The organism is Rossellomorea sp. FM04394 (assembly GCF_041889765.1).
In the GTDB taxonomy this organism is placed as follows: domain Bacteria; phylum Bacillota; class Bacilli; order Bacillales; family Bacillaceae_B; genus Rossellomorea; species Rossellomorea aquimaris_B.
The window spans coordinates 2443393-2457439 of the sequence record NZ_CP168654.1 but is presented as its reverse complement, the minus strand read 5'-3'; the positions used below and the strand labels follow the sequence as shown (position 1 = coordinate 2457439).

Here is a 14047-nt window from a genome sequence, read left to right as displayed (position 1 = left end):
AGTGTTTTGAACGTTTTTTGCATGTTATTTCCCCCTCGTAATTGATGAAGTAAGTTTAGCATACTGATGAGAAAAAGAAGAGACTTATTTGTTCGACAATTTTCTGCATAAGGGATTTATTGATGAAGGAGTGGGGGGGGGATGAGGGAACCGAGCAAATCGGGCGATTTATGGCCTATTATTGTAGTGGAGGACTTCCTCGGTTCTTATTTCTTAAAATGGACAAATTTTTATAAATTTATGCACTATTTGAAAAATGCTTAAAAATGTGGGGTCTTAGTCTTACCTGGTCTCGATTCCTCAGGTGGAGCATGTTGAACCATTATTTGTCCAATTCTCATTCGATTGTAGCGTTGCACGAGGATAAGTGGGAGATTAAATAGAATTCCATATATAAACATCACCCAGGACACAATGCCATTATTTAGAATATAAAAGAATGGTGCCGGTAACATTTGCAGCCAGTGAGATAATTCAGCACGATTCAATTCGTTAAGGAAGGTAACTCTACCCTGATGAGAAAATAGCCCGATATCATTCTTATTCAATCCTCCCCGAAACCATCCCCCTGTATCGGGTATATGCTTCTTCCATTTTTGGATCCTTACGAACCTATACATACCACCCCCTGCTTCCATTTGAAGTGGTTGAAAGGGGGCGGACAACTTCTGGAGTTGATGTGGGGTCAATCTGGAAGTTTTATAGGAAACAAAGAAATGAATACTTACCCATGCAAAAATATTTAGAAGGATGATCATTTCATTTTTTCATCCTTCCCTTTTTCTATATAAACATATCGATCCTTCCATTTCGTGTTTTTCGTGAAAAATGTAGTCAAAACGGAGTGGGAAAAAGTCACAATGAAAAATAGGACATGGATTGGAAATAAGAGCGTATCAAAAACGGTGAAATTCCCTATCCTACTAATTATGAAATACAAGTAAACACTTAAAAAAATGTACTGAATCATATAAGTATATGGGTTTGTCCATACCATTACCGGCGAATGGATGACGAAAGAAGTGAGAGAGGCAATCCACAAAGAAGAAAGTCCCAATAATATGATATTTGTCGATTTGGCCCCAGAAGCGAAACTTTTCGACCACCCTCGGAATAACCCACTTAATCCGTTACCGTACATTCTCATGGAAATTGCATTTCTTCCGCTGACTGCTTCTACGGATTCACCACATTTTTTTGCACGTCGACTCAAGGCAAAATGCTCCACCATTTCTCCTTTGATTGCTTCGTGGCCTCCGATTCGCTGATATACATCTCTAGAACACAGGAAACACTGACCAAAGCCACCTGAAGGTTTGAACAACCCTGAAAGGAGGTGGGTGACACCGGTTGAAGCGAATACCATTAAATGAAACATCATGGATAATGTTTCATATCCACTATTCATCCTATGATATGGGTGAATGCTTAGAACTCCTTGAAATTGCTGTCGTTGATACGTTTCGCATATTCTAAGCAGTCCTACTTGCTCAAACCATGTATCAGAGTCGACAAACAATAAGAATTCACCCTTAGATGCTTTCACTCCATTCCAACAAGCCCATGATTTCCCGTTCCACCCACTTGGCAGAGGGGGGGAATCGATGACTGTTGCTCCGAATCCTTCAGCTATATCCTTCGTGCGATCCTTTGATCCATCATTCACAACGATCACTTCTACTGGCTGAATAAATTGCTTCTGAATACTCGATAATAAATTTCCTATCGTCTTTTCTTCATTCCTGGCAGGAATGATAATGGAGCATTTTTTTACGAGAAAGCTATTCCTAACGTGAATGGACTTTTTGACTGTCGGGATTCTAGTGAAAAGAAAAACGGTAAGAATAACAGACCATAACCAAATATACATATTTTCACCCTCTAATCTTTTAATTTGTATGGACATTTTAACCATTTTGGTTGAAGGTGATACGTTTATTCTTCAGGATAGGATGTTTTGGGCTGATTCCTTCTACGTTAATTCATGGTATGAATTTAAACAAAATGGGTACAATGGAAAGCTGAATAGGCGATTCAGCCGAAAACGATCTTTCTCGTTGGGAGGAAATGAAATGAAGAAGAAAGTAATAGTAGTAGGAGGCGGCTTAGGAGGTATGTCAACAGCCATCCGTCTTGCCTCAGAGGGATATGACGTTACGATAGTTGAAAAAGGGGAAAGGCTTGGCGGAAAATTAAATAAAAGAGAAGGAAAAGGCTTTTCTTTCGATACAGGACCTTCCATCCTTACGATGCCTTGGGTACTGGAGAAAGTCTTTGCCCATGCGAATCGCGACCTTCATGATTATGTAGATATTATGAGAGTGGAACCGGGCTGGAGGACATTTTTTGAAGATGGGAAGGTGCTGGATGTATCATCGGATCTTCCGACGATGCTTGAAGAAATGAAGAAGACATCTAAAGAGGATGCGAGTAACTTCTTTAACTATTTAAGCTACTGTGGGAAAATGTATGAACTTACAATGAAGAGCTTCTATAAAAAGAGCATCAATGGCTTGCAAGACTTACGTTCAATGCATCCGGTCAAAGAATTACTGCAAATGGATCCAATGAAATCCATGGATACTGCAAATCGTAAATTTATTAAAGACAAGCATTTACAGCAGTTATTTAATTTCCTTATCATGTATGTCGGGTCTTCGCCTTACCATGCGCCAGCCATCATGTCACAGCTCACTCATGTTCAGCTAGGTCTTGGTGTCCATTATGTTAAGGGCGGAATGTACAAAATTGCTGAGGCAATGGCTAAGGTGTTGCAGGAACTCGATGTAGAGGTCCGCTTAAATTGCGAAGTGGAAGATATACTTACATCAGGCAGCCGTACTGAAGGAGTCCGAACGAAAATAGGAGAAGAGCTGAAGGCGGACATCGTTGTATCCAACTTAGAGGCAATCCCTTGCTACAAATCCCTATTAGCTGATTATCATGAATCTTCAAAAGAAGTCGATGAATTAAGCAAATATGCTCCAACAGTTTCGGGGCTGGTGCTGCTACTCGGGGTAGATCGTAAATATGAACATCTCGCTCATCATAACTTCTTTTTCAGTAAGGATCCGAAAAAAGAGTTCACGCAGATCTTTGATGAGCAAAAGCTTTCTGACGACCCGACGATTTACATCGGCATCTCTTCTAAATCGGATCCCACCCAGGCTCCTGAAGGGAAAGAAAACATGTTTGTGTTAACACACGTGCCTCCATTAAAAGAGGGGGAAGATTGGACCCAATATAAAGAATCCTATCGCTTCAAAGTGCTGGATAAATTGGAGAAGATGGGTGTTACGAACTTAAGGGATCATATCGAATATGAATATACTTTTACTCCTAATGACCTTAAAAGTCTCTACGGGGCTAATGGCGGATCTATCTATGGTACGGTCACGGACCGAAAGCTTAATGGAGGTTTCAAGGTTCCGAATAAGAGCAGAGTGCTCTCAAATATGTATTTTGTGGGAGGTTCAACCCATCCGGGTGGAGGGGTGCCAATGGTCACTCTTTCCGGACAGCTTACAGCGGAATTGATCTTGGATGAACAAGTGAAGGTAAATCGTTTTATTGGATAAAAATATAAGGTGATGGTTTGATGCATGATAACCATCACCTTATATTTTCATTCTGAACTATGATTATCCACCGTATCCGAATTGTTTACTTTCGCCTCGTCCTGAGCTGGATAGGGATCAAAAAAGTTCACCAGTTTTCCTGGACCTTCATATCCCACGACTTGCTCTTTATCGTCTTTGACGGGATCATTTTTCTTCATATAAAAACTCCTTTCTGCCAATTAGTTTGGCAAAAGGAGTTTTTTTCATTCTCCAGGAATGATAAATTTTTTAAAGTCCTTAAGCTTTTGGGTTTTCCCAATGACTCTCAATAAATTCGTCACGACCAGATTTTGCCCGGTCTTGTTTATATTCATCGGGATTCTTTTTGTAGAACTTTTGATGATATTCTTCTGCCGGATAGAAGATTGAGGCAGGAAGGATCTGTGTGACGATTGGTTTTTTAAATCGGCCACTTTCTTCTATTTCCTTCTTCGTGTTTTCTGCTAAACGTTTTTGTTGTTCGTTGTGATAGAAAATGGCTGTGCGATACTGGTCACCGCGATCATGGAATTGTCCTCCGTCATCAGTCGGATCAATCTGAGGCCAGTATAGTTCTAATAATCTTTCATAGGGAAAGAGAGCAGGATCGAAGGTGATTTGAACAGCTTCAAAATGCCCACTGTTACCGGCTTTGATATCCTTATAGGTAGGGTTCTCAAGATGCCCTCCTGAATAACCTGACACGACATCAATAATACCCGGTAGTTCATCAAAAGGTTTTACCATACACCAAAAACAACCGCCGGCAAAAGTAGCGACTTCTTTCTTTTCATTCATTGCGAAAACCTCCTATACATATGCCGCTCTAAAGTAGTAAAGCGATAGCTTGAAAAAGATTTTATCATGAAAGGGTGGAAGCCACAATCAATTAGCTTCAAAGCCTATTTGCCTATATGGTTTACTAAAAGTGCGTAATTGATAACTCACATCAACAGAAGCTCTCTTCCTATAGGCACACGATCAACTTGCATTACGCAGGTAGATTCAATCATTCTGCAAATTTCAACAAATTCGTAAAAATCAATTCACTAACGATGATAACTTGTGTATAATTCATGTGAACGGAACAATTACATATGATACGAGATTAGGTGAAGCGGAAGTTTCTTTAACAAACTTTTTAGCTTCATAATAGGGAAGTTGGTGTAATTCCAACGCGGTCCCGCCACTGTAAATGGAAGTGAGCTGTATGAATGCCACTGTACCAATAGGTATGGGAAGGTGCAGCAAACAATGACCATGAGCCAGGAGACCTGCCTAATGTCTTTCGCACCAAATCTACGCGGATAGAAAGGTGTAATGTGCATGTCTGACGGTATGAAAGCCATTTTATGCATTTTACACAACATCTCTAGTCCCACTGGAGATGTTTTTTTGTCTGGGAATAAGTTCATTTACAGGAGGAAAACGTATGAAACACACATTCAAAATCATTCTTGCACTACTATTATCTCTTGGACTCCTTTCAGCATGCGGTACTGATGGTGAAAGTGTAGAAAAGAAAAAAAATAGCGGGGAAGTCAGTCAGGGACAATCTGCTTTTCCTTTGTCAGTAAACGACGCCCTGAATAATAAAGTCACGCTGGAAGAGCAACCTAAGCATATTGTTTCGTTGATTCCAAGCAACACAGAAATTTTATTCGAGTTAGGGTTGAATAAGGAAATTGTGGGGGTTTCAGATTTTGATAATTATCCAAAAGAAGCGGCGGCGAAAGAAAAAATAGGTGGAATGGAATTTAACGTTGAGAAGATCATCAGCCTGAATCCGGATTTGGTTCTCGCTCATGAGTCCACAGCTGTTTCGGCAGAAGAGGGGCTAGAACAGCTTCGAGGTGCAGGGGTAAAGGTATATATCGTACGTGATGCCAATAGCTTTGAGGAAGTGTACACCACGATGGAAAACATCGGCATATTGGTCGGAAAGAAAGATGAAGCTGAATCCGTCATTTCGGAGATGAAAGCTGATCTGGAATCCATTAAGGAAAAAGTCAGTGGTGTATCTGAGAAGAAAAAAGTGTATGTAGAGGTGTCACCTTCACCTGACATATATTCTACTGGTAAAAATACATTCATCGATCAAATGCTATCACTTGTAAATGCCGAAAATGTAATGAGTGACCAAGAGGGGTGGGTCCAAGTAAACCAAGAAGCAGTCATCGCTTCAAATCCAGACATTATCATTACAACATACGGTTACTACAGCGAAAACCCTAAAAAACAGGTGATGGGCCGAGAAGGATGGAAAGACGTAAATGCTGTGAAAAATGAAGAAGTTCATGACGTTCATTCTGACCTGGTCACACGCACTGGCCCAAGACTGGTTGAAGGAGTAGAGGAAATTGCAAAGTCGATCTATCCGGAGCTATTTACAGAATAAAATATGGATAACATACGGATTGGCAGTATCGTTTTTACTATTCGCTCTTCTCGCAGGTATATCGATTGGAACCATCTCAATCCCACCAAAGGACATTTTGTTCATCGTCGGAGCTAAATGGTTTGGATACCATCTACCGGAAGAGACGGATCCGATGTTTACAAACATTGTGTATTCAATTAGATTGCCCAGAGTATTATTGGCATTATTGGTTGGAAGCTCCTTAGCTATCGCTGGAGCTTCTTTTCAAGGGCTTTTGCGAAACCCGTTGGCGGATCCATATACATTAGGCGTGTCTTCAGGAGCATCAGTTGGAGCTGTTATTACCTTGTTTTTTAATTGGAGCATTCCGTTCATTGGAAAGTTTACGCTTCCTTTTCTCAGTATTCTTTGTTCGATTATTACCGTGTTCCTTGTATTATGGTTTGCACAAAAAGTTGAAAGAACGATGAAGGTAGAAACCATCATTTTAACAGGAATTATTTTCAGCTCTTTTTTAGGGTCCTTTATTTCCTTAATGATCGCCCTGACTGGAGAAGAATTAAGACAAATCATTGGTTGGCTTCTTGGGAGTGTATCCATGAGAGGGTGGGATTACATTGCGATAATATTCCCGTTTTTCCTCATTGGAGTGATTTTGTTGTTCTTTAATAGCAAGGAACTGAATGGCATGAGCTTTGGTGAAGACCAAGCCCATCATATCGGGATATCCGTACAAAAGAGAAAACTCCTCATCTTAATTGCTGGAAGTATCCTGACAGGAGCGGCTGTCGCCGTTTCAGGTACGATTGGATTTGTTGGTCTTGTGGTCCCTCATTTTCTGCGAAGGATGGTAGGTCATGATCATAGGCACTTACTTCCTTTGTCTATCATAGTCGGCGGAGGTTTTCTCGTTCTGGCTGATCTTATCTCGAGAACCATCATTGCACCGACAGAACTTCCAATCGGAGTGATAACAGCCCTGATTGGTGCCCCCATGTTTGCTTATATTCTCCTAAAGAAAAGAGGTCTTTCATCATGATCGATATAAACGGGGTTACAGTAGGATACAACGATGAAAAAATCGTGGAGGACATGAATTTTCATATAGACAAAGGAGAATTCTTTGGGATTCTTGGACCTAACGGCAGTGGAAAGACCACGCTATTAAAAGCAATGACGGGACTACTTCCATTAATGGAGGGGAATATCACATTAAAAGGAAAAAACCTGCATCATTTTTCTTCAAGAGATTTAGCCACAGAAGTAGCGGTACTTCCTCAGATATCGACAGAATCCTTCTCATATGAAGTGAGGGAGACGGTTATGCTCGGAAGATATGCTCACCAAAAAGGTTTTTTTAAAGGGACGACTGAACGAGATATTGAGATCGTCGAGAAGGTTATGAAACAAACCGGCATTACGTCCTTCCAGCACCGCTACCTTCATGAGTTGTCCGGGGGAGAACGGCAGCGGGTGTTCCTTGCACAGGCCCTGGCTCAGGAACCACAAGTCCTGTTACTTGATGAACCTACTAATCATCTTGACCTTTCGTATCAGAAGTCACTGTTGGATTTAATTAAGAATCAAACGGTACACAAAAAATTAACAGTAATCGCGATCTTTCATGATTTGAATTTAGCAAGTTTATACTGTGATCGCTTACTTCTCTTAGACAAAGGAAAAACCAAACTACTCCATCACCCGGAAGAGGTTCTGAAAGAGAAATATATTGAAGAGGTGTATCATACAAAGGTTCAAAAACAGGCTCATCCTTTAGTGGCAAAACCTCAAATGGTGATAGTACCTGAGGAGAGTGCGACAGAGAACTTTGTGTTAGATGAAAGGTACCTTAGGGTGGGGGCAGAATACATATATTTCTCTGCTCCTTATCCGTTAAAATGTATGTCTTCAGGGATTATTGGTGCAGGAATAGGATGGTATAAGCACTTTATCAATCGTAGAGTCCCTGCAGATTATGATTGCTCGGATTATCGAGGGGATATGAAAGAATTTCTTGTTCATAATCAGCTGGATCCCTCATTGTCTGTTGGTATGATGACGGCTCTTCCTTTAAATAATATGGTATGCGATCGTTTCGAAGTACAGGGTCATTCCGTATTCGTTGTAGTGACAGCCGGTGTCGGGAATGCGATTGATGTCTCAACAAGTTATCAATATGATATAGACTCAAGGCCAGGCACGATTAATACATGGGTTTTCATCAATGGGAATCTATCAGATGAGGCATATATAGAAGCCCTTGTAACCTCAACAGAAGCGAAAGTGAGAGCCCTTCACGACATGAATGTGAGGGACAGAAGAACAGGTCAGCTTGCAACCGGTACACCGACCGATAGTATTCTGATAGCCTCCAGTCAAAGAGGTGAGCTTGAACCGTTTGCCGGGCCGATTACACCGATAGGGAAGTTGATTGGCCGCGGTGTGTATAAGGTAACGAAAAAAGCCATTCAACGATATTTGGATCAAACAAAGTAGATTTATTTCAATGACAGGGGTGATTGTGGAGAGGGGGAATCGCCTTGGGAACCCTATATTTTATTACCGGAGGGGTTAGAAGCGGCAAAAGCTCTTTTGCTGAAAAATGGGCAATAGAGAAGAAAAAGTCTGACGTTCCATTGGTCTATCTTGCTTGTGGAGTGAACACTGACAGGGAAATGGAGCAAAGAATCCTGAAACACCAGCAGGACCGGCAAGCGTCTACTGTGGAATGGACGACGATTGAATGCCCTAATTTGATTGAAGGGATAATCAATCATATTCCTAAACACTCCGTAGTTTTATTGGACTGCCTCACTACTCTCTTAACAAATGAGATGTATATTAATGGAGATTATAAGGGGCAGTATCTAGAAGAGAAAATCTATCAGTCTATCTTACAGTTACTAAATAGAGTTGATGTACTGATCCTGGTTAGTAATGAATTGGTTTCTGACCTTCCAATTGATTCAAACGATCTTCTTACTTTCCAGAAACGACTTGGTTCATTACATATAAGAATGGTGAAGAAAGCATGTGTCGCAATTGAAATGACAGCGGGAATCCCTGTTGTGAAAAAAAGGGGCCCGAATGATGAAGGACGGTTGCTTCATGATCCTATTTAAAAGCTTTCTCCTTAACCTGCAGTTTTTTACGATTGTGCCGATTCGAAAAGAATTCTCTATAGGGAAAAGGGAAATGAAGTGGATGGTTCGTACATTTCCAATGCTGGGTTTATTTGTAGGTGCGTTTCTCCTTGGAGGATATGTTTTTCTGACTTCTTTTACCCAAATAAGCTCTTTGGGAATATCATTCTATATCTGGGTAATGCCAATTGTATTAACTGGTGGTATCCATTTAGATGGCTATATGGATGCGAGTGATGCCTTTTTTTCCTATAGAGAAAGGGAGAAGCGATTAGATATCATGAAAGACCCAAGGGTAGGTGCCTTTGGCGTTTTGTCACTGGTGGTATTGCTTTCATCCCGGTTTTTATTTATTTATGAAACCATCCTTCAATCCCAATCCCGAATTTTGATTGGTATGGTCCTTGTGTCGATTCCCTTTTTAAGTCGAATGATGATGGGGGCGAGTCTAATCTTTATCCCTGCAGCCCAGTCGTCAGGAATGGGATATGGTCTCAGTAAGAATGTGACGCGTTATGATTTTATTTGGATTGTTTTTGGTTTAATGCTGGGTGGAATCGGCAGCTTCTTTTTAAATTGCTTTTATTTTTATGCTTTATTCACCCTGGTGACGTTAGCTTTATTCTGGTTTGTTTATTCCAGATCCATTAAATGGTTTGGCGGTATGACCGGCGATACAATCGGGGGCAGTGTAGAGGGAGTGGAGTTGTTATTATGGATGACTATATGGTTGTTGCATGTATTCGCCATGGTTTAACAGATGAAAATGAAAAGGGGAAATACATCGGCTGGACAAATTCTAGTTTATCTAATAAAGGAATCGAATCACTTAAAAGGAGAAATACCTTTTTTGAAAATTATGAACGATGCTTTACGAGTGATCTTAATCGCTGTTTAGAAACTGCTCATCTTTTGTTTCCTCATGCCCCATTAATCTCTTCATCCCTTTTAAGAGAGATACACTTCGGAGGCTGGGAAGGTTTGACCTATGAGAGCTTAAAGGATGACGATGTTTATCAAGAATGGTTATTGGACCCATCCATTTCCCCACCAAATGGGGAAGGGATAGATCAATTTGGAAAACGAGTCGATTTAGCCTGGGCACAGATAGTAGCCCAGATAAAAGAACATAATGGGAAGCGGTATGCCCTTATTACTCATGGTGGAGTCATTCGACATCTATTAACTACTTTATCCCCTATAGATGTTCACAGAACGTTTTGGGAATGGGAGGTCAACCATGGGGAAGGGTATGAATTTGTATGGAAGACAGAAAATGATTGGAGGAATCAAACATGTACTTCGTTACGGGAGGTTCCTTTAATGGGAAAAGTAAATGGGTGAAAGTCCATTTTAATCTTAATAGTACCGATACAACCTGGATTTCATTATTTAATAGGGAAAGGATTCATCTGGAGGATATCGATTTTTCAAAATCTGTCATTGTAATAGAGGGACTTGAGTATGGAATTCGATCAAGCATTTTAAATAATGATCCTGAAATCAGAAAGTCCTTGACCACGTTGATGCAATTCTTAAAGCAGTGGGAAGAAGAAGAACCTGATCGCAAGGTAATCTGGATAGGTTCAGAAATTGGGAAAGGGATTGTCCCAATGGATAAGCTGTCCAGGGAGTGGCGGGATATGACTGGATGGGTTTATCAAGATCTGGCGGAAATGTCTCAGAAAGTATGGCTGGTTTGGTATGGTCTTGCTACATCATTAAAAAGATAAAGGAGAGTGTAAGTATGCAGCTTTACACAAGAACTGGTGATAAGGGGCAAACGAGTTTAATCGGTGGAAGAGTAGATAAAGATGATGTTCGTGTCGAAGCATATGGAACATTGGATGAAATCAATTCATTTGTTGGGCAGGCCATTTCCGAACTGAATGGTGACCGTTTTACAGATCTTTTAGAAGATCTTGAGACGATTCAGCATGAGCTCTTTGATTGCGGAGGTGACCTATCCAACGTTTCGAAAAATAGAAAGATCAAGCTCCAGCCCCAATCCGTCCAGGCGTTGGAAGAGAAGATCGATCGCTTCACTAAGGAAGCGCCTCCTCTGGAAAAATTCATTTTACCAGGTGGTGTGAAAGCTTCTTCAAGTATTCATATAGCGAGAACGGTCACAAGGAGAGCAGAGAGAATCATGGTGTCACTTTCAAAAACGGACGAGGACTTTCCTATAGTGACATTGCAGTATATCAATAGGTTATCCGACTACTTTTTTGCCTTGGCACGTGTGATCAATTATCGTTGTAATGTAAAAGATGTCGAATATATTCGCAGCGCAAACGTATTTTCAACAGGTAAAGTTCAGAAAAAAAATGAAAAGTAATCTTAAGACTCTTTTAATACTATCCTTGTTTATGGCTTTTTCTGCGATCGGTGGAATGGTAAAGATACCTGCTGTAATTGGCACGATTGCTTTAGATAGTATGCCTGCACTATTAATTGCATCCCTTTACAATCGGAGATGGGGTGCAATCGTTGCAGGGGGAGGACACTTGCTTTCAAGCTTATACGTTGGATTCCCGTTGGGACCGTTTCATGTTCTCATTGCTATTGAAATGGCCTTCTTTGTATGGGTATTTGGATATGTGTTTTCCATGGGGAAACGTGTACTTGCAGCCATCCTGTTTCTTATAGGTAACGGGGTACTGGCAGGACTTCCATTTATATTTATCCTGAGTGCATCCTTTTATTACACCATTGTCCCTTCCTTACTATTGGCCAGTTTCATTAATTTGACGATTGCCCACTTCCTGTTCCCTCCTCTGGCTTCAAGAGTTAGGAGGGGAGAAATCGCATGATTCAAAATCGGGATGTTATATCCATATCGATCTCAGATGAAGAAGAGCTGATCCTGGCTTCAGATTGCAGCGGAGGGATAGGAAGTAAAGAAGGGGATGCGGTAATTGTTGATCCGGAGACTGTGGGGTATTACTGCTTCCGTGTAGCAGTCATGGAATGCTTGTCCGCGGGAGCAGCTCTTAAAGCTGTTCAATTGTTGAACTTTACTAGTCACTCTGTATGGGAGAAGTATTATAGTGGTGTAACGAAGGGTCTAAGGGAACTAAACATAGAGGATATTCCCATAACGGGAAGCTCTGAATCGAATATTGTTCTTAATCAATCGGCTCTTGGAGTTACTTGTATTGGGATGAGAAAAAAAGAGAGACCTTTTACCTCTTGTCATAACCTTGCTCATGCCCTTATCGGAACGCCATTAGTAGGAAATGAAGTAATCACGAATGGTGCGTCTGTTGCCCCTCTATCCCTGTTCATGGACTGTATACATCACCCTTCCATCATCGATATTCTGCCAGTGGGCTCCAAAGGCGTTTTTCATGAACTTTGTCTCTTATTGGGGAAGCCTTTAAGAAGAGAGGGGGTTACCTCTAGTCAAGACTTGGATAAATCCAGCGGACCTTCTACTTCATTTATCATTTCTTACAAGAAAGAGGATGAACATGATGTAAGAGAACTTACCGGGAGGCATTTTCATTCACTACATTTATCATGCTAGGAACAAATAAATACTTTTTAGGATATTTATGATAAAATATACTTTCAAATGGTATGGAGAAATATGTTAGTTTATCCAACATTCTGCGATTGTCAATTGTATTTGGATAGAGTACTATTTCATACTATCATCAGTAATTCATGAATGTCATAAAAGTAGGTGAAGAAATGGATTCACGATTAGATCGCAAGAGTAGAAAGAAAAAACGAGGAAGAAAAGTGCTATTGGTATTATTATTACTTATCTTAAGCTTGCTCGGTTATGCTGCTTATCAATTTTATAGTGGATATAAAATGGCTGGAAACGACCAGCTTCAAGGAGATTATAAATTTAACGGTGTGAAAGATGAAAACGGTAAGGTTAATGTTTTGTTATTAGGAGTCGATAGCAGGGGCGAGGAAAAATCAAGAACCGACACGATGATGCTCGCACAGATTGATCCAAAAACAAATGAAACCAAACTTGTTTCCTTTATGAGAGATATTTATGTTGAAATACCCGGATATAAAAACTACAAGCTGAATACAGCTTTTTATTTAGGTGGACCCGAATTGCTTAGGAAAACCATTAAAAATAATTTTGATATTGATATTCAGTATTTTATGGTGGTCGACTTTAAAGGGTTTGAACAATCCGTTGATATACTTGCTCCTGAAGGTATTGAAATGGATGTTGAAAAGGCGATGTCTGAAAACATCGGTGTTTCCCTCCAGCCTGGAGTCCAAAATTTAAATGGGAAAGAGTTATTAGGCTATGCCAGGTTCCGTGCTGATGCAGAGGGGGACTTTGGAAGGGTTGAAAGACAGCAAAAAGTCATAAATGCTCTTAAAGATGAGGTCCTCTCAATAGGCGGCGTCACAAAGCTTCCGAAAATGGCAGGATCCATTCAACCCTATATTCAAACGAATATGAGTAAGCTGGATCAGATTTCCATCGCTAAAGATATCTTGTTGAGTAACACGAATGATATGGATAAGCTCACCATACCTGTTGAAGGTAGCTATGGTTTTGGAAGCTATAGCGGTGTAGGATCAGTACTTGAAATCGACTTTGAACAAAACACGAAAGCACTAAAAGACTTCCTTAATGGAAAAAGCTCAGATGAAGCTGCAACTGAATGAATCCAAAAAGCCCGTTAAGCTGATAAATGGCTTAACGGGCTTTTTTGTACAAACGAAAGAAAGAATTCGTTCCCTTAGAATTGATATAGCAGTCTTCATCATATAAATTTTCAAGTATAGGCTGAATTTTAAAATTCTGATTATACGCTCTCTGAGCCAATATATAGCCTTTAGAAGGAATCTGACTAACATAAACGGGGATGATAACGCTTCCACTAGCTATTTCGGCCAATTCCTAACTACTTCCTTTATTGCCCTTGATATCATTTACCAGC

Annotated in this window: 16 protein-coding genes and 1 riboswitch; of the genes, 12 read left to right on the top strand and 4 right to left on the bottom strand. The window is 40.4% G+C overall.

What is annotated here, in order from left to right:
• Nucleotides 1–260 precede the first annotated feature (260 nt).
• Together ACCB35_RS12290 and ACCB35_RS12285 are read right to left on the bottom strand one after the other, a co-directional pair.
• On the bottom strand, nt 261–758 hold the full coding sequence (locus ACCB35_RS12290; protein WP_374053967.1) for a hypothetical protein: 498 nt from the start codon (nt 756–758) through the stop codon (nt 261–263).
• Nucleotides 755–1870 (bottom strand): glycosyltransferase family 2 protein, encoded by a 1116-nt coding sequence (locus tag ACCB35_RS12285; RefSeq protein ID WP_374053966.1) that lies wholly within the window; start codon nt 1868–1870, stop codon nt 755–757. Before ACCB35_RS12285 ends, ACCB35_RS12290 begins: the two co-directional genes overlap by 4 nt.
• A 202-nt stretch (nt 1871–2072) precedes the next feature.
• On the opposite strand from ACCB35_RS12285, the gene ACCB35_RS12280 reads away from it, so the two are divergent.
• The gene (locus ACCB35_RS12280; protein WP_374053965.1) at nt 2073–3578 is read left to right on the top strand and encodes a phytoene desaturase family protein; all 1506 of its coding nucleotides are present in this window, start codon (nt 2073–2075) and stop codon (nt 3576–3578) included.
• A 47-nt stretch (nt 3579–3625) separates the two neighbouring features.
• Here ACCB35_RS12280 and ACCB35_RS12275 read toward each other — a convergent pair whose 3' ends face one another.
• Both ACCB35_RS12275 and msrA read right to left on the bottom strand, forming a co-directional pair.
• Entirely contained in the window at nt 3626–3778 is a 153-nt protein-coding gene (locus tag ACCB35_RS12275) for a hypothetical protein (RefSeq protein WP_374053964.1), read from the bottom strand.
• Between the two features lie 79 nt (nt 3779–3857).
• The gene (gene msrA / locus ACCB35_RS12270) at nt 3858–4397 is read right to left on the bottom strand and encodes a peptide-methionine (S)-S-oxide reductase MsrA (protein ID WP_044336817.1); all 540 of its coding nucleotides are present in this window, start codon (nt 4395–4397) and stop codon (nt 3858–3860) included.
• Nucleotides 4398–4692: 295 nt separating this feature from the next.
• Nucleotides 4693–4896, top strand: a riboswitch (cobalamin riboswitch).
• 135 nt (nt 4897–5031) lie between these two features.
• Here msrA and ACCB35_RS12265 point away from each other — a divergent pair.
• The 11 genes from ACCB35_RS12265 to ACCB35_RS12215 all read left to right on the top strand — a co-directional run bounded on the left by ACCB35_RS12265 (nt 5032) and on the right by ACCB35_RS12215 (nt 13772).
• Complete coding sequence (locus tag ACCB35_RS12265) at nt 5032–5997, top strand: ABC transporter substrate-binding protein (RefSeq protein WP_374053963.1); 966 nt, start codon at nt 5032–5034, stop codon at nt 5995–5997.
• A complete protein-coding gene (locus tag ACCB35_RS12260; RefSeq protein ID WP_374053962.1) occupies nt 5960–7018 on the top strand; it encodes a FecCD family ABC transporter permease in 1059 nt (352 codons plus the stop codon). The genes ACCB35_RS12265 and ACCB35_RS12260 overlap by 38 nt, the downstream gene beginning before the upstream one ends.
• Entirely contained in the window at nt 7015–8475 is a 1461-nt protein-coding gene (locus ACCB35_RS12255) for an adenosylcobinamide amidohydrolase (protein WP_374053961.1), read from the top strand. Before ACCB35_RS12260 ends, ACCB35_RS12255 begins: the two co-directional genes overlap by 4 nt.
• Before the next feature lie 44 nt (nt 8476–8519).
• Entirely contained in the window at nt 8520–9101 is a 582-nt protein-coding gene (locus tag ACCB35_RS12250) for a bifunctional adenosylcobinamide kinase/adenosylcobinamide-phosphate guanylyltransferase (protein WP_374053960.1), read from the top strand.
• The gene (locus ACCB35_RS12245; RefSeq protein WP_374053959.1) at nt 9088–9879 is read left to right on the top strand and encodes an adenosylcobinamide-GDP ribazoletransferase; all 792 of its coding nucleotides are present in this window, start codon (nt 9088–9090) and stop codon (nt 9877–9879) included. The genes ACCB35_RS12250 and ACCB35_RS12245 overlap by 14 nt, the downstream gene beginning before the upstream one ends.
• Nucleotides 9837–10466, top strand: coding sequence for a histidine phosphatase family protein (locus ACCB35_RS12240; protein ID WP_374053958.1), 630 nt, complete (start codon nt 9837–9839; stop codon nt 10464–10466). Before ACCB35_RS12245 ends, ACCB35_RS12240 begins: the two co-directional genes overlap by 43 nt.
• The gene (locus ACCB35_RS12235; RefSeq protein ID WP_374053957.1) at nt 10418–10855 is read left to right on the top strand and encodes a bifunctional adenosylcobinamide kinase/adenosylcobinamide-phosphate guanylyltransferase; all 438 of its coding nucleotides are present in this window, start codon (nt 10418–10420) and stop codon (nt 10853–10855) included. The genes ACCB35_RS12240 and ACCB35_RS12235 overlap by 49 nt, the downstream gene beginning before the upstream one ends.
• A gap of 14 nt (nt 10856–10869) precedes the next feature.
• Nucleotides 10870–11460, top strand: coding sequence for a cob(I)yrinic acid a,c-diamide adenosyltransferase (locus ACCB35_RS12230; protein ID WP_374053956.1), 591 nt, complete (start codon nt 10870–10872; stop codon nt 11458–11460).
• Nucleotides 11450–11935 carry an ECF transporter S component gene (locus ACCB35_RS12225; RefSeq protein WP_374053955.1) on the top strand — a complete coding sequence of 162 codons (486 nt, stop codon included), beginning with the start codon at nt 11450–11452 and terminating at the stop codon, nt 11933–11935. Before ACCB35_RS12230 ends, ACCB35_RS12225 begins: the two co-directional genes overlap by 11 nt.
• Nucleotides 11932–12651 carry an ATP-binding protein gene (locus ACCB35_RS12220; protein ID WP_374053954.1) on the top strand — a complete coding sequence of 240 codons (720 nt, stop codon included), beginning with the start codon at nt 11932–11934 and terminating at the stop codon, nt 12649–12651. The genes ACCB35_RS12225 and ACCB35_RS12220 overlap by 4 nt, the downstream gene beginning before the upstream one ends.
• A 167-nt stretch (nt 12652–12818) precedes the next feature.
• Nucleotides 12819–13772: an LCP family protein gene (locus ACCB35_RS12215; protein WP_374057009.1), complete on the top strand. Its 954-nt coding sequence runs from the start codon at nt 12819–12821 to the stop codon at nt 13770–13772.
• The last annotated feature ends 275 nt before the right edge of the window (nt 13773–14047 follow it).